The 17167-nt window shown below is 33.3% G+C and carries 13 protein-coding genes, 1 tRNA gene and 2 pseudogenes; 10 read left to right on the forward strand and 6 right to left on the reverse strand.

What is annotated here, in order from left to right; all coding sequences use genetic code 11:
• The first annotated feature begins 56 nt into the window (after window positions 1-56).
• The 6 genes from A9G11_RS07755 (at window position 57) to tusA (ending at window position 4369) form a co-directional block, all read left to right on the forward strand.
• Window positions 57-1022 (forward strand): PilN domain-containing protein, encoded by a 966-nt coding sequence (locus A9G11_RS07755; protein WP_065619044.1) that lies wholly within the window; start codon window positions 57-59, stop codon window positions 1020-1022.
• Complete coding sequence (locus tag A9G11_RS07760) at window positions 1012-1485, forward strand: hypothetical protein (RefSeq protein ID WP_065619045.1); 474 nt, start codon at window positions 1012-1014, stop codon at window positions 1483-1485. The genes A9G11_RS07755 and A9G11_RS07760 overlap by 11 nt, the downstream gene beginning before the upstream one ends.
• A gap of 32 nt (window positions 1486-1517) precedes the next feature.
• A complete protein-coding gene (locus A9G11_RS07765) occupies window positions 1518-1859 on the forward strand; it encodes a hypothetical protein (RefSeq protein ID WP_141674375.1) in 342 nt (113 codons plus the stop codon).
• On the forward strand, window positions 1852-3183 hold the full coding sequence (locus A9G11_RS07770; protein WP_218056094.1) for a secretin N-terminal domain-containing protein: 1332 nt from the start codon (window positions 1852-1854) through the stop codon (window positions 3181-3183). Before A9G11_RS07765 ends, A9G11_RS07770 begins: the two co-directional genes overlap by 8 nt.
• Window positions 3184-3304: 121 nt before the next feature.
• A complete protein-coding gene (locus A9G11_RS07775) occupies window positions 3305-4111 on the forward strand; it encodes a Cof-type HAD-IIB family hydrolase (protein ID WP_065619047.1) in 807 nt (268 codons plus the stop codon).
• Between the two features lie 21 nt (window positions 4112-4132).
• Window positions 4133-4369, forward strand: coding sequence for a sulfurtransferase TusA (tusA, locus tag A9G11_RS07780; protein ID WP_065619048.1), 237 nt, complete (start codon window positions 4133-4135; stop codon window positions 4367-4369).
• A 32-nt stretch (window positions 4370-4401) separates the two neighbouring features.
• On the opposite strand, the gene A9G11_RS07785 is transcribed toward tusA, so the two are convergent.
• Together A9G11_RS07785 and A9G11_RS07790 are read right to left on the reverse strand one after the other, a co-directional pair.
• Window positions 4402-4818, reverse strand: a complete 417-nt coding sequence (locus A9G11_RS07785; RefSeq protein WP_065619049.1) for a protein YgfX — start codon at window positions 4816-4818, stop codon at window positions 4402-4404.
• A 180-nt stretch (window positions 4819-4998) separates the two neighbouring features.
• Complete coding sequence (locus A9G11_RS07790; RefSeq protein WP_065619050.1) at window positions 4999-5577, reverse strand: hypothetical protein; 579 nt, start codon at window positions 5575-5577, stop codon at window positions 4999-5001.
• Between the two features lie 289 nt (window positions 5578-5866).
• Between A9G11_RS07790 and A9G11_RS07795 the strand changes: the two genes are divergently transcribed.
• The 4 genes from A9G11_RS07795 to A9G11_RS07810 all read left to right on the forward strand — a co-directional run bounded on the left by A9G11_RS07795 (window position 5867) and on the right by A9G11_RS07810 (window position 9380).
• Window positions 5867-8398 (forward strand): PBP1A family penicillin-binding protein, encoded by a 2532-nt coding sequence (locus A9G11_RS07795; protein ID WP_065619077.1) that lies wholly within the window; start codon window positions 5867-5869, stop codon window positions 8396-8398.
• A 13-nt stretch (window positions 8399-8411) separates the two neighbouring features.
• Window positions 8412-8975, forward strand: a complete 564-nt coding sequence (gene rsmD, locus A9G11_RS07800) for a 16S rRNA (guanine(966)-N(2))-methyltransferase RsmD (protein WP_065619051.1) — start codon at window positions 8412-8414, stop codon at window positions 8973-8975.
• Complete coding sequence (locus tag A9G11_RS07805) at window positions 8975-9232, forward strand: DUF1145 domain-containing protein (protein ID WP_065619052.1); 258 nt, start codon at window positions 8975-8977, stop codon at window positions 9230-9232. Before rsmD ends, A9G11_RS07805 begins: the two co-directional genes overlap by 1 nt.
• 72 nt (window positions 9233-9304) lie before the next feature.
• Window positions 9305-9380 (forward strand) — tRNA-Gly (locus tag A9G11_RS07810).
• A 255-nt stretch (window positions 9381-9635) separates the two neighbouring features.
• Here A9G11_RS07810 and A9G11_RS07815 read toward each other — a convergent pair.
• From A9G11_RS07815 to A9G11_RS07820, 4 genes and pseudogenes are all read right to left on the reverse strand, one after another.
• Window positions 9636-12650 carry a flavocytochrome c gene (locus A9G11_RS07815; RefSeq protein ID WP_065619053.1) on the reverse strand — a complete coding sequence of 1005 codons (3015 nt, stop codon included), beginning with the start codon at window positions 12648-12650 and terminating at the stop codon, window positions 9636-9638.
• A gap of 1228 nt (window positions 12651-13878) precedes the next feature.
• Window positions 13879-14001: pseudogene (locus tag A9G11_RS14050) on the reverse strand (integrase core domain-containing protein); the annotation flags it as partial.
• A 5-nt stretch (window positions 14002-14006) separates the two neighbouring features.
• A pseudogene (locus tag A9G11_RS14610) lies at window positions 14007-14134 on the reverse strand (transposase); the annotation flags it as partial.
• Between the two features lie 554 nt (window positions 14135-14688).
• A complete protein-coding gene (locus A9G11_RS07820; RefSeq protein WP_065619054.1) occupies window positions 14689-17019 on the reverse strand; it encodes a membrane-bound PQQ-dependent dehydrogenase, glucose/quinate/shikimate family in 2331 nt (776 codons plus the stop codon).
• Window positions 17020-17167: the final 148 nt, after the last annotated feature.

Below are 17167 nucleotides of genomic sequence, written 5' to 3' on the forward strand. Positions count from 1 at the left end.
AATTTGTGAATATGATTGACAGAACAATCACTAGATATATTAGAAGTTCATTCATTATGTTAATAAAAAAACACTTAATCGATAAATGCCGAGTTATTATCTATATCGAACCCAACCTTCTGCGTTATGTGTTACTAAAATCGGTGAAACAACCTTTATGTATCGATAATGAAACCATGATTGAATATCCCTATCAAGATATGACCGATATTGAGTTATTCATTGAGGATTTACTTAAGAACGTTACTGGGTTTAAAATTATTGAACTAAATCTTGATAAAATTTATATCCAATCTGAGTGGTTAACCTTACCGGAAGAAGTGAAATTAAATATCAATGAAATTTCATTATTTATTGAAGCTTCAATTTATAAATTATTTCAAGTATCGGCAAAAGATATCTATTTCGATTTTACTTATTCTCATCAGCAGCCAAAACAAATTCAAGTGGCAATATGTGAACGTCAATTTATCGACACTTTGATTAATTTGTTTAATAAAGATAATTTATCATTAGTATTTATTGGTGAAGTTATTGAAAACGGTCAAATCAATTTTTTACCTTGGCGCAAAACCAAACAAAAACAGCAGAAACTACAATTAGCTATAGTAGTCATCTGCTTTATGGGTATTGTTAGTTGCTTGTTTGGTTATTTGTGGCTACATGCTAGGTACAAATTAGAATATTATTCTACACAGGTAATTGATAAACAAAAACTTCAACAAAAGTTAGCACATGAATTATCTATTTATCTACCCAATCCCTCACCAAGTCAAAAACAAATTCAACAGTTTCTGTTAATGATATCAAAACAGATACCAACAACGATTTGGCTAGAGACCTTAGTATATATACCTCAAAAAATCACTGTGAAAGGGCATAGTTTTAGTTATGTTCAAATCACAACCTTAAATGAAGATATACTACAACAGCAACATATAGCTAAGAGCCAAGTAACTTCAGTTACCTCAAATAAAGATGATTTACTGTTTGAATTGGATATTAAATTGAGTGAAGAGTGAATTTTTTAATCGTCCAATTTGGCAACAATATTTACTAAGTTGCTTGTTTTTATTATCAATATTCTGGATTGGTTATCTTTTGTTTATTGTAGATATTGAGCGTGAAGCTGAGCAACAAATGCAACTTTACCATGAAAAAAAAGTCGAAATTGAATTACTACAAGCTAGATTAACACGGTATCAGGCGAGTAAAAGTAATTCATTAAGTTTAATATCAGAAAAAGAGTTAGCACAGGCGATTGAACATAATCATTTAGCTTTAAGCTCCTTTAAACATTATGAAGATGATAGTTATATAAATTGGGAGATTGAACTCTATGGCAAATTTGTTGATTTTATAGCTTTAATTACATCATTGAATGATGATTACTATTATCTTGATTTTCATCATTTAATGATAAATAAGCAAGATCAGCAATTACAAATAACCTTTACATTACTGTTTAAAAAGGAAGTAAAGTGAGAAGTTTGATTGTTATAGGATTAAGTTTGTTAATGGCTAATTTTAATATGGTTAAGGCTAATATTGATACAGTTATATTGCGCGATCCGTTTGCACAACAGAATTTAATACCTTGTAAAGAACATACCAACATTTTATTACAACAGATCCAAAGTTGGCAATTTAAAGGAATAATTGTACAAGTTGATCATTCTTATCGGCAAATTTGGTTAGCATCACAAAGTCAATGGTTATCAATAACCGATAATATTGTACCTAATATTCTATTTCCATGGCAGATGCAATCAATATCTGCCGATAATATCGTATGGCAAGCAAATTTACCTGAGTATTGTCATGATGAAATTTTATGGACGATGCGATTAAATGAATAAACAGTTTAAACAGACAATAATAGGCAGTGTCATTTATCACTTACAAAAAATAATAAGCTGGCTATTGAAAAAAGTAATTGCAATAGTGTTTGTTTTTGCTTTCATCAGCACTATCGGTTTTGCTGATCCTAATCAATATTCAGATATTGACCACAACGATCTTATTTCGATGAGTTTTTACCAAACTGATATCGCCGTTATATTGCAAGCGTTAGCCGATAGTAGACAGTTGAATTTAGTGATGACCGAAGATTTAACTTTAAAACAGACCATAAAACTGCAAAATGTGCCATGGCAAAAAGCATTATCGATCATATTAAACTCAGCTAAATTACAAGCTGAAATTGACGGTAACATACTCTTTATTTCAAAAGCAATTGAACCAGAAGATTTACATCAAAAAGAGTTATTAGAAAAAAGAGAACAAGAGCAAAAGCAACCACTCGATTCGTTAGTGTTAACCGTTAACCATGTTGATCCCACTATATTGCTTGAAACAGTTCAACAACAAGGATTATTGTCTGAAAGAGGTAAAGCAGTGATAGATAAACGAACTAATTCACTAATTATTATCGATTTACCTAAACAATTTGATGATATTAAAAAACTAGTTAAAGTGTTTGATAAATCGTTACCGCAAGTTCATATCTCTGCCCAAATTGTTACCATGAGTGATGAAAGTATGTCAGAACTTGGAATCAAATGGGGATATACAGGGAATTCATCCCAAGTAATAGATAAATTTGATGTAGGACTTGGTGTGACAAATCCTAACTCAAATATAGGTTTTAATTTAGCTAAGATTTCAGGGAATTTGCTTAATTTAGAGTTATCTGCACTTGAATCGGAAAATAAACTCGAAATTATTGCAAGTCCTAATTTACTTACCGCAAATCAAAATATGGCATCAATAAAGCAGGGTACCGAAATCCCTTATGAAGTTTCGAGTGGTAGCAATGGGGCAACTTCAATAGAATTTAAGCAAGCGGTTTTAGGATTAGAAGTGACACCTAAAATATTATCAGATAATCAAATGATTTTAGATCTTTATATCACCCAAAATACAGCAGGACGATCTATAAAACGCGGTGACGGTGGGGAAGCATTAGCAATTGATACTCAAGAAATCAAAACACAAGTAAAAGTGAAAAGTGGTGAAACTGTTGTGTTAGGTGGAATTTTTCAACAACTTAATAGTGCAAATCAAAGTAAGGTACCCGGTATAAATAAGATCCCCGTAGTAGGAAATTTATTCAAATATCAAGGTAAAAAACAACAGAAACGAGAATTAGTGATCTTTATTACACCTCAATTAGTTGAGTAATTGTCTAGGGAGTTGTATTATACTGCATCTTGATTTAGTCATTCACTTTTACACATCAATGTTGATGTGAAAGTATTGTATCAATCATTATCATTAATCTTATTATAGAATAGAGAAAATTATGTTTCGTGTTGTAGCTTCTGATTTAGATGGCACTTTATTAACTCCTGAACATAGATTATCACGCTATACCAAACAAGTTCTACAAGCATTACGTCGAAAAGATATTCATTTTGTTTTTGCAACAGGACGACATCATATTGATGTTGCTCAAATGCGAGAAGATATGGAAATTGATGCGTTTATGATTACTTCAAATGGTGCTAGGGTTCATGACAGCAAAGGTAATTTGATTTTTAGTCAAAGTTTTACGCCAGAGCTAGCTAGTGAGATCGCTAAAATATGTATTGATGATCCTCTGGTTTATACTCATTTGTATCGTGGTGATAATTGGTTAATCAATAAAGAAGATTCATACTCTCTTGAATTTCATAAGCTTACGCAGTTTTCGTACCAGCTTTTTAATCCATTAGATTTTGATACAAATGACATTGCGAAAATCTATTTTACAACAACCGATGATGCACTTTATCCGCATTTAGTTGAGTTAAAAAACAGACTTGAAGCAATATTTGGTAATAAAATTAGCGTGGCATTTTCAACCTTAAATTGCCTTGAAGTGATGGCTGAAAATGTATCAAAAGGCAACGCATTAAAAAATGTCGTTGAAAAATTGGGTCTTAATTTACAAGATAGTATTGCTTTTGGCGATGGGATGAATGATTTAGAAATGTTAAGCGTGGCAGGGAAAGGCTGCATAATGCAAGATGCAAGTGTTGAATTACGTAAAAAATTACCTAATTTAGAAGTGATAGGCTCTAATGCTGATGATGCTGTTCCTCATTATTTAAGTAATCTTTTACTCTAAATTATTTAAGTTATTTGTGTAATGAATATGACTGTAGATAAAGAGCTTAATACACTTGGTTTACGTTGTCCTGAACCGATTATGTTAGTGCGAAAAACGATAAGAGAACTAGCTATAGGTCAAGTTCTTTATGTTATAGCAGATGATTTTGCAACTACTCGCGATATTCCTAGCTTTTGCCGACATATGGATCATGAGTTAGTTGCATCGCAAACGGAATCCAAACCTTATCAATATTGGATTAAAAAATCTCATTAATTATTGCTAAAAAGTTGACAAGATGTTTCAGGTTAAGGGTATGTTTCAGTTAAATCAATTTGCCTTAAATAGTAATGCAATGTACGCCAATCACAAGGGCAAATACTATCTATCATTAAAAAAAGAGTGTGTCTTTTGCCATTACGACGTGATTTTAAATTCAAGATGATCATATAACGAAGTAATAGTGGTTTTTGCATTAAATACCAACGTTGTTTATGCCAATAGATCTGATGTATATAATGAAAGAGTGCTAGTTCGCCTTTTATAGTTCGACAGTAACTAATACTACGCCACCATTCTATTACTAATAACAATATGATAATAAACGTGTAACAATTTAACGAAGTATCTGCTAGTAATATCCAACTTAAAATAATCAGTACTAAATAAAAAACACATAACATCATTACTTGTTGATAAGAAATAGTAAGTGTTGTACTCCACATAATGACTTTTGATTAAGTTAAAATAGCATTATTCCACTATGACAAAAAGATACTTAAAATAATGCTAAAATTGGGAGGTAATGCACATATCAGATGTATTTATTGCAAAAAAGATATATCTAAATTAATAGTAATCTATTTGATTTATTATTTAAAAACAATGTGATAACACCCAATCTTTTACTTACATATAGTTGCATTCTCAAATCGATATTCAAAACTGTTTGACTTTGTTTTTACCTTTTTTATTTGAAATTTATTATCTTGTAAAATACGCTCTAAATTATTGATAAAATTATCTAAAGTATTAATATCGACTTTGTTAGAGAAGGGTGCTAATAATGAAGTCCCCACGCGTATTTTATAATTGATACGTGTGGATTTAATTTTTAAATAGCGTAATTCATTGCGAGTTCCAATATAAATGAGGCTGTTCAATTCTTGAACTATATCTATTTTCTCTTCTTCTTTACCTTTCTGTTTTATGATAAAAACGGGGCAATGCTGTTCATCTATGTTAATAAACCATAATTGTCTGAACTTTAAACCCAAAAAACGTAATAAAAATAAAAATACTGTACATCCCAGAAACATAGCCCCAAAAAATATATTTTCAGGTATATCATGTATTGAATTTAATTGATTAAATTGATAATAAAATATAATAGATAATACCCAAGTTGCAATAAACAGTAATCCCGATAACAGACCAATTCGTATCTCTGTTTTAAAATTAACTCCGTAAAATTGATATATCATCGTATAAACCTTAACTTATTAAAATAATCGAATTATTTATTTTGTTAACTGAAAATAACAAGAATCTTATAGAATAAACATCGTGATAGATAATAATGCTTATTAAGCATGGATATATTAACTCATTAACGATACAATTGAAGCACTTTATTTTGCGCCTTTTAATGTAATAGGTGTATAATTATTGTCATAAAAATATATGTTAAACATTTTCTAGGGGAACAGGGGTGACTTTGTTGCCCTTACTTTTACCTTTAAGAAATTAGGTAGGAATAATTTTGTGATTTTAATTAAACTATTAAAAATTATTTTAAAGCTTTTAATCGGTTGTTTTATTTGTGGCCTAATCATTGGGATTGCTGGGTATGCATATTACTCAAAAGATCTGCCTGATGTTGCTTCATTGAAAGATGTGCGTTTACAAACACCATTACAAGTATTAAGTAAAGATGGTGAATTAATCGCTATTTTTGGTGAACGACGTCGAACACCACTGAAATATGACGAAATACCCCAATTAGTTGTTAATGCTGTTATCGCAACTGAAGATGCGCGTTTTCATGAACATTTTGGAATCGATCCAATCGGTATCATTCGAGCTATGTATATCGGATTGAAACAAAAAGGCTTTTCACAAGGTGGGAGTACCATTACCCAACAAGTCGCAAAAAACTTCTTTCTAACGCCTGAAAAAAGTATATCTCGTAAAGTGAAAGAGATGATTTTGGCCATTCGTATGGAAAAAGAGTTGTCAAAAGAAGAGATAATGGCACTTTATCTCAATATGATTAATTTTGGTTCAAGAGCCTATGGTGTAGCTGCTGCAGCTTATACTTTTTTTGGAAAATCGCCACAAGATTTAACGGTTGATGAAGCTGCCTTATTAGCTGGATTACCGAATGCGCCGTCTGCATTTAATCCAATTGCGCACCCTGAAAAAGCCTTAACTCGCCGTAATTGGGTATTAGGGCGTATGTTAGACCAATCTTATATTACTCAAGCACAATATGATGAAGCGATTAGTAAACCATTAAATGTTAGTTATCATGCACCACAAATCGAATTTTCTGCTCCTTATGTTGCTGAAATGGCTCGTCAATTTATGTACGAAAAATTTGGCGAAAATGCTTATACTGATGGTTATAAAGTCTATACCACAATTTCTAAACAAGATCAGATAGCAGCAACTGAATCGGTACAAAAACATATCATTGATTACGATATAAGACATGGTTACCGAGGTCCTGAAAAAGTATTATGGAAGAATAATGAATCGCCTTGGGATGCAGAACAAATTAAGAAAGAATTAGAAAAGTATATTTGCTATGGTGGCATTTGTCCTGCAGTAGTAATTAAAGCGTCTGATTCAGAGGCTACGGCTGTGTTAACTGATAGTAGCAATATCGTGATTACTTATCAGGGAATGAAGTGGGCTCGTCCATTTATCAGTGATACGCAGCAAGGTGGTTTCCCTAAAAAAGTATCGGATACCATAAAAGCTGGACAATTGATCTGGGTGAGAAAACCTCAAGATAATTGGGAGCTAGCTCAAGTTCCGGCGGTAAATGCTGCTTTAGTTTCATTGGATTCAGACAATGGTGCTATCAAAGCTATTGTGGGTGGGTATGATTTTAATTTGAGTAAATTCAACCGAGCTACTCAAGCATTACGTCAATTAGGTTCAAATATAAAACCATTTATTTATACGGCAACATTAGAGCAAGGATTGACTATGGCTACATTACTCAATGATGCGCCAATTGTGCGCACTACGGGTAGTGAAACTTGGCGACCTAAAAACTCTCCGCCGAGTTATGCAGGGCCATTACGCTTAAGAATTGGTTTAGGTATGTCAAAAAATGTAATGATGGTAAGAGCGCTTCGTGCTGTTGGCATTGATTATGCTGCATCTTACTTAGAGCGATTTGGATTTCCAAAAGAAAATATTTCGCATAATGAATCATTAGCTTTAGGATCAGCATCATTTACTCCACTGCAAGTTGCAAGGGCGTATTCTGTAATTGTTAATGGTGGGTATTTAGTTACTCCATATTTGATTGAAAAGATAGAGTACTATAATAATAAAGATGTCATTTACCAACATCAACCTCTTATTGCTTGTCAGAATTGTAACGATGAAGTTCAGACAACGGAGTCTACACCAGCATCATTAGATAACGTTGAGGATGTTGCTAATCAAACAGATAATGAAGAGCCAGAACTTGCTAATATGAAATCAGAAGATAATTTAATATTACCTGATATGAATAAAGATAATAAATCAAATGACATTACACCAAAATATGCACCACATACATTAAGTAGTGGCATTGCATTTATTATGAAAGACGGACTTCGATCAACGGTATTTGGTGGCTCGGATTGGCAAGGTACAGCTTGGCGAGTCAAATCACTAGGGCGTAAAGACGTGGGTGGTAAAACCGGTACAACTAATGGTTCAAAAGACGTTTGGTTTTCTGGATTTGGTGGTAATATCGTCACAACTGTATGGATGGGCTTTGATGATCATCGTCGTGAATTAGGACGAACTTTCCGCGCAGAAGCAGGGGCGGTGACCGCTAATCCGATCTGGGTCGATTATATGAAAGTGGCACTGAAAGATGTACCTGTAAAAGAAGATGTCAAACCAGAAGATGTTATTTCGGTAACGATAGATCAAAGAACAGGTTTATTACCTCAACCTGGTTCGCAAACTATGTCAGAATATTTTATTAAAGGCACTGAACCAACACATTATGCTACACAAGAAATTGGTACTAAAGTTACCGATTCTGAAGGCAATACTTCTGAATTATTCTAAATAAGGATTCACAATGAATGGTTCAATTAGAATAATTGGTGGAAAGTGGCGTGGACGTAAACTATCTGTTTTAGATAAACAAGGGCTTCGTCCTACAACTGATAGAGTTAAAGAAACCTTGTATAACTGGTTAATGCCAGTTATACATGACAGTATTTGTTTAGATTGTTTTTCAGGTAGTGGATCATTAGGCTTTGAAGCAGCTTCAAGAGGAGCTAAAAGTGTAACACTACTTGAAAAGGATAAACAAGTTGCGCAACAACTTAGTAAAAATAAACAAATTATTGCTAGCGAGGCTATCGATATTTATCAAACTGATACCTTGCTTTGGCTCAACAAAACCGCGCAAAAGCAGTTTGATATTGTATTTATTGATCCACCATTTCATCGCGCTTTGGTTGCCAAAACGGTTAATCAACTTGAAGCAAATAACTGGCTTAAACCTTCATCTTACATCTATGTTGAGACTGAAGTTGATCATAATGTAATGGAATATATCCCATTGAACTGGCAATTACATCGAGAAAAAACGGCTGGTCAAGTTCATTGTTATCTTTTTATTAGAGAAAATAGTTAATGTTTGTATTAATTGGTAAGATTTTATATTCATTTATATGGCTTTTTTTATTATTTAATTTAGTTCATCCTTATCCCAAACCAGCTAATGTTGTAGCTAATATTGGTTTAATTGCTTTTGTGGTCATGCATGGCTTGCAAGCTTGGATGTTACATTCGACCATGACTAATCAAGAAAAACAGCAGGACAAATTTAAAGTACTTCGTTTATTTTTATTTGGTGTTTTTGAATCACTTAGCTGGAAAGATAAAAAATAATGGCAAAAAAGGGTTGCGACAGCCAGAAATTTTTGTATAATGCTTTCCACTTCTTACGAAGCCTTCTAATAAGCGGGAATAGCTCAGTTGGTAGAGCGCAACCTTGCCAAGGTTGAGGTCGCGAGTTCGAACCTCGTTTCCCGCTCCAAATTTTGTTTTCTAGTTGCAATAAAATCCCAAAAAAATTGATAAATATCGCGTTGATCTTATCCATTGTATTAGTATTAATTGTCTATGAGATTAATTTTTGATTTTTATTGCCAGTAAAACCAAATTAAACAAAACATATTACATGATAGATTTTTCTATTTAGATCCTTAACTATTATAATGAATAAGATAAGTTAGAAATTTATCTATCATAAATACATTTTGCTATTTATCACATTTTCCAGAAAATTTAATTATACATTTTGAGCGGCACTCTCTCCAGCAATACGTCCATAAGTAAAAATATCGATTAGTGCATTTCCACCTAAACGATTACCTGCATGAATTCCACCAGCCACCTCACCTGCTGCGTATAATCCTTGAATGATATTGCCTTGTTTATCAATTACACGGGCATTTTTATCTATCTTTAATCCTCCCATTGTGTGGTGAACGGAAGGTTTTCTTGGTGTAGCATAAAAAGGAGGTTGCTCAACTTTTAAGCTTAATGCACTTTTATTAAATTCAAGATCTTTTCCTCGCTCCACATATTGATTATAGCAATCTATTGTTTCTATTAAAGTAGTTGCAGGAACTCTAATTTTATTAGCTAATTCCTCTAAAGTCTCAGCTTGATAAATAATGCCTTCACTGATTTCTCTTTCAATAATTTCATCTGATGTATTGGCCGCCGTTTGGCGAATTTTTTCATCTGCAATCATGTAAATTACACCACCATTATCCATAAACGCTTGTGATAATACATCACGACTTTCGCATTCATTAACAAATCGTTTACCTTGTTGATTAACAAATACAAAATTTTCAGGCGGTACAATTAATCCTGTTAACAATGCACCTGATTTAGGATCACCAACTGGCATAAGTTGTACAAACCCCATACCAACTAATTCAGCCCCAGCTTGTTCACCAATTTTAATACCATCACCAACTAATGCGGGTGAATTTGTCGTTTTAATATCATCAGCGATTTCTGCCCAATAAGTATTATATTTTTGAATCATTTTGGTATTTGCACCAAAACCACCTGATGCAAGTATTACTGCATTATTAACGTGGAAAATAATTTTTGTAGCATTACTTTGGATAGCATTAATCCCGACAACTTTTCCTTCGTTTAAAATTAGATTTTCTGCACAAGTATCAGTCATAATACAGCCATTTTTCTCTATAATTCGTTGTTGCAATATTTCAATAAATTCCACTCCTTTTGGACGTTTAGGTTTATGAGCTCTGCGCCATAACGCTCCAACAGGGATTTCAACAACACTACGATCAAATTTAATTCCTTTTTCTTCTAACCAATTAATTGATTCCATTGCACGGCGCGTTAGTGTTTCAACAAGATCATATTGACCATAGATCGTATTGCCATTGCGATCTGTACGTTTTCCACCCAAATAGGTTTGTATTCGATGTAACTCAATCGAATCAAATAGATAATGCTTTCCTTGTTCTGTTTGTTTAATATATTCCGTGATTTGTTGTTTCAAAACACGAAAATCATTTAGATATTCAATAGCAATTTCAGATTCAGAGACCTCTGTTAGTTTAATCAATGTTTCTTTTTCACCAGATAAACTTGGAAATTGATTTTGCCATTCAGGCTCTGCAGCATTAACCCAACCACCAGTACGCACTGTATTTCCTCCAATAGCAGGAAATTTTTCGATTAGAATAACTGATTTGCCTTTGTCTAAAGCTGATAATGCTGCACTTAATCCCGCTCCGCCACCGCCAACAACTACAATATCAACATTTTTTTCAATGGTCTGTGTGGACCATTTAACAGGCACCTTTGTTCGGTGACGTAAAGCTTCTGAATTACCGCCAGCTAAATCTACAGCGTCAGCAACACCATTAATAACAGCTTGGCTACTCACGGTTGCACCTGATATCACATCAACATTTAACGTTTGCCCTTCAATAATTTGTTGAGGAATTCTTTCAAATGCTGGATTGGCTATACCTTCAGACTCTTTTGAATTATCAACGTTAATGTTTAAGATTTTATCTTCGGAAAATGTCACTGTAATAGGTAGATCGCCATTATGTCCGCGACCATAAGCGGTATAAGATCCCGGAGTAAATGTGATTTTAATTTTTTGCAATTCTTTTATGCGTTGATGTTTTTGCTCTTCAAGTAGACTATCAACAATCATATAATCCATACTCTTCCATAATGGTGCTGGAATTTTGAGGTTTTTACGCTGGTTTATATCCGCAAAAATAGCACAGGTTTCCTTATTTTTTGCTTTTGTTGCCCATTTTGGATCAACTAAGTAGCCTTTTCCGATACTGACCATATCATACCCAGATAGAAGGGCTTGCTCAGCATCAATAACTTGTGCAATACCCCCTACACCTATTACGGGGACTTTTGCTAATTCACCAGATCGTAATTGACAATATTGACTAATTAAAGATTGTTTATTTTCTATATCGACAATGGATGTTCTGGCCCAATGATTCATTGAAAAATGGATATAGTCAATTCCCTGACAAGCTAACTTATCTAATAAATATAGACTGTCATTGAATCGTATACCGGGTTCTTCCAGCTCCTCGGGAGAAAATCGATAGCCAATAATAAAATCATTTTTACTATATTTTTTTACCATTTGATGAATTTGATTCAAAATAGCTAAAGCAAAAGAAGTCCGTTTTTCAAGATTACCGCCCCAGCGATCTTGTCTTTGATTAGAATGAGGTGAAAAAAACTGTTGGATTAAGTAAGTATTTGCTCCATGAATTTCAATACCATCAAAACCAGCCAAAATGGCTCTCTTGGCTGCTTGTGAAAAACTTTCGATCATTGATTCTATTTGTTCTTTTGTCATTTCTAATGGGGTGACTGCATTATCACGTAGAGCTGCAACAGGGCTGGCAGAAATAGGTTTATGCCCGCCATTATATTCTGGATTAGCCATTCTACCTGCGTGATAAATTTGCAGAATAGCTTTTGAACCATTTGTTTTTATTGCGCTCGCTAATTCGGTTAATCCTTCAATTTTTTGATCATCATTAACACCGAGAGCGCCAGGAAAAGCTCTACCATAATTCTCGACAAATGCACTTTCAACAATAATAGCGGCAGCATCACCAGAACGTAAGGCATAATAGTCGATCATTTCTTTGGTGACACTACCATCATAAAATGCAGATTCAATAGTCATTGGGGCCATAATGATTCTATTTTTAAACACTGCACCAGAACGTAAAGGTAATTCAGTAAATAATTTATTCATTGCATATATCTCCTTATACAATATCAGTTTAATACTCTGTTTATTAAGTAAAAATTATCGACTGAATGAGTTATACTATTTAAGATATGAGTTAGTATTTTTCATGTCTCATTAAATTTCGATATTTATTTTTAAGAGCAATATTAATTAACGAATATTTCTTCATTGAAATATCCAAAATATGAGCAATTAACTTTTCAATAAAGTGGCGTTTTATATGTTTGCCTCAATTTGATTTGCAATTTTAACGGCGCGACTTTTATTAATTGCTTTAGCAATATAACGAGGGCTATCTTTATTAAAATAGGCCAATAATCTATTCCATGTTGTCCATAAGCAAACGACAAAAAGCTTATTTGTCAAAACTAATGTATTCTTATTATTGATGATTTAATTTTTATTACTTTATTTTCTAGTCGTTTTATTTTTGATATTAATTTATAGAGTACACATCAATATTTATCTTTATCTAGATTTAATCAAATTACATAAAATGCATATTTATAGTTCTTGCTATTACATAATTTGAACGGTAATACATATCTATACACAACTGATATCAAATATTATTTTCTAATAACATTTCGTCTATTAGATTTTTAGACAATTTTTTTGTTTACTAGACAACCGGTCTAATTATAGACCGATCGTCTAGTAAATGGCAATGAGATATTTTAAAAAATTTTTATGATTTTTAACTAATTGAATTATTGTGATATTAATTTTTGTATGTCATTTATAGACGATATTTAGTGGTGAATGAACAATGATTAAATTTACCGATAAACTGAATTAGTTGTAATCCTTATCAATTTTATTGGGTTATTAAGATGTTATATTAAGTAATTATTGCATCTTTAGAGACGATTCATTAATAGTTTTGCGTTGGTTCATTTTAGACTATTCATATCATAACTATTCTAGCAATAGTCATTGAAGATAAATTATTTGGCATGATAAGTTATTACGCTGAAAAAGATGAGATAGAGCTGTTTGATGAATCATCTAACTATTAAAATTGGATATTTAAGAACTCAAACTATTTTATCTAAAAAATAAATACACTATTTTTATAAGAACCACTAAATTAGAAATGATCCCTCTTGGATTAAAGGAATGACAAAGTAAGATTTTTACCAAAACGATTAACTCAGTTCCTAATGCGCCTCACTGAAAGTACAAGTGAGATGTAAATACCCCATTCTTAGTACACAATTTACGTAGAAAATTACTCTGGGTTTTTTAGTGTTTTATATTCAATCGACGTCATATTATTTAATGCCTCATGCGGTCTTTCGGTATTATAAATGGTTAACCACTCCTCTGTTATTTTCCTAACTTGTTTCAGGTTGTTAACATACCGCCGTATTTTTCTCGCCATTTATAAAAGGTGATTTTTCTATGGCATATTTTCGGCAAAGCTCCTTAACCGGAATGCCGGCTTCAGATTCTTTTAAAATAGATACAATTTGGTGTTCAGACATTTTTTTATATACAAATTCTCTTTTGCTTTTATCATAGAGAATTTTCTACTTGTTTACTGTACTATTTTAGGGGATATTTACAAAAGTATAATCTTATTTTTACCCTATTGGTACCTGATAAGATTAGCGAATGGACTTATTCGGAAAAGAATGCTTTCACATATTAAACATGAAGCAGAGAAGAATAATCAATTTAAATATATCACTTATCAAGAAGATATATTTAAATTGATATTTAGTCGTTATTTTTACAGAATAATACATGGTCTTTTGACCAAGGTGGTGTAAAAACAAAGTAGCTAGCTAAATATGAATTTCTATATTCGCTACTAACTAGTTTTTCCCATACACTAGCTTAATAACACCCATGCTTAAAGTTCTTCAAGTCTTTAGCTAGCGCCTTTTGTTCACTGTAACTCTATTTAAGTGAAGACATTCAACCGGGTTAAAAAATATTTTTATTTAAATTATTTATTGCCCATTCAATTTAAACTAAATGGGCTGAATAATTTAATAACACTTTTTACCAAAGCTAGGACTCATTTCGAGGTTAATTATTCATCCGGTAATGTAAACGCCATAATATAATCACCAGTATTTTTTGAATGAGCGGCTCCACCAACAGAAATAACGACATATTCCTTTCCATTTTCAGGTGAAATAAACACCATTGGTGTTGCACTTGCCCCAACAGGTAAAGGCAATTTAATAAGTTCATGTCCTGTTTGTGCATCATAGCCACGTAAATAATTATCCTGTGTACCGGCAAAAAATACGATACCTCCAGCTGTAACGGTTGTACCAGCATAAGTTGGCATGCCCATGGTTAATGGCATACCCGCTTTAATACCGAACGGCCCCAACTCCTCGGCTGTACCGGCTGGTATTTGCCAAGCAATTTTTTTGGTATCAAGGTTGATAGCCGTAACAGTTCCAAAAGGGGGCTGCAAACAAGGAACACCAATTGGAGAGAACCAGACGTTGGTTTCAATACCATATGGTGTACCATCCATCGGAGCAAGGCCATGCCCATCAGGTGTTGGGGTTTGTGTTTTGATCACTTCTTTATATTGTTCGCGTGTAATAAGGCGTTTTACATTTGGTATGCGAATATCATTGACAAATAGTAGATGATTTTCAGGATCATAAGAAGCACTTCCCCAGTTAAAACCACCTAAGGCACCAGGGTACATTAATCCCCATTTATCAACACCGACTAAAGTAAAATCACCATCATAACGCATATCTTGAAAACTAATGCGACACAAAAGCTGATCAAACATAGTTGTTCCCCACGTTTTTTCTTCACTTAATGGTTCAGCACCAATTTGTGGCATACCTACAGAATATGGTTGTGTAGGTGATATCGTGTTTTCAGGGATTGATCCTGTTTGTGGAACCGGTCGTTCTTCAACTTTGGTTACAGGTGTACCATTACGACGATCTAGTGCAAAAATTTGTCCACGCTTAGTAAGCTGGATGATTGTTGGTACCACTTCACCTGCTTCATTTTTCATATCAATTAATGCAGGTTGTGAAGGAAGGTCATAATCCCAAAGGTCATCATGAGTGGTTTGAAATACCCATTTAGGCTGACCTGTTTGACCATCGAGTGCAACCAGTGCGGCATTATAAGGAATGGATTTTTTAGGACGATCGGCATTATAGTAATCGGTACCAGCACTACCCATTGGGGCATAAATTAGGTCAAGATCGGGATCATAAGCTGCATGTGTCCACATATTTGGAGTGCCTAACGTATAATGATTACCGGATATAGGATCACGTTTAACATTAGGGTCAGCAGGATCCCATGCCCACAGCAATTGGCCACTTTTTACATCAAAAGCTCGTATTGCACCAGCAGGTTCACCTAATTGTTGATTATCAGCAACCCAACCACCAATCACAATTTTATCTTTAGCAACAAGTGGTGCCGATGTTTGATAATAATAACCAGGACCATTATCACCCATATTATCACGAAGATTAACAACACCATTATCACCAAAGTCACTACAAGGTTTTCCGGTTTCGCTATCTAATGCAAATAGGCGGCCATCAACTGTGTTAGCAATGATCCTTTCATGACACTCCGCCCCTTTTATTGTTGAAACATCTTTATAATAACCAAGACCACGGCATCTTTGCCAAGAAATTGCTGATGCTTTACTTTCAAAAACCCACTTACGTTCACCTGTTGTTGCATTAATAGCATGAATCGTATTTTCCGGTGTGCAGGCATATAATGTATTATCAATTTGTAATGGTGTATTTTGATCAACTTTGTTAGGGCTATTTTGATCTCGCCCTGTATGATAGATCCATGCTAATTTTAATTTGTTAACATTATCACGATTAATTTGTGTGAAAGGTGAATAACGAATACCCATCGTATCTCGACTATAACCTGTCCAGTTTATTGGCTTATTATCAGTAGTAATAACTTTAAAATCGTGGCTATCAACATTAGCGACAACTATCGGTTTATTCATGAAGCCACGCGCAAAGAAACATCCAAAAACAATAATGCCAAGGACAGTAGCTATCGTTGAAGAGATACCTTTTTTATTTTTAAATGATGAAAAAATGAAACAAGCGACAATAAAAAAACCTAAAGGGGTAAGAAATCGAGGAAACCATGCCCAATAATCAAAACCAACTTCCCACCAAGTCCAAACAATTGTAGAAAATAAGACAATAGTGATTAAATATAAAGATTTTATATCTTTCTTAATCATCCACCAAGCAGAAAGGGCATAACATAAACCGACAATGATATAATAAAAAGACCCGCCAAGAATAGCGAGCTTCGCACCCATAACGATTAAGAACATGGCAGCTATGACTAAAACAATAGCACAAATATATTGCAAAACACGCACAGTGGATCTCCTTATGAAAAAATAACCTACTATTTATTTTAGTAGATGATAGTTGTATTAAATACTTAGCTTGCCTATTATCAAATTAAATCAAACAGCTTTATTAAATAACATATTGATAATAAATAAAAAAACCAATAACAGCTAT

The organism is Gilliamella sp. wkB108, assembly GCF_001690195.1.
Lineage (GTDB): Bacteria > Pseudomonadota > Gammaproteobacteria > Enterobacterales > Orbaceae > Gilliamella > Gilliamella apicola_L.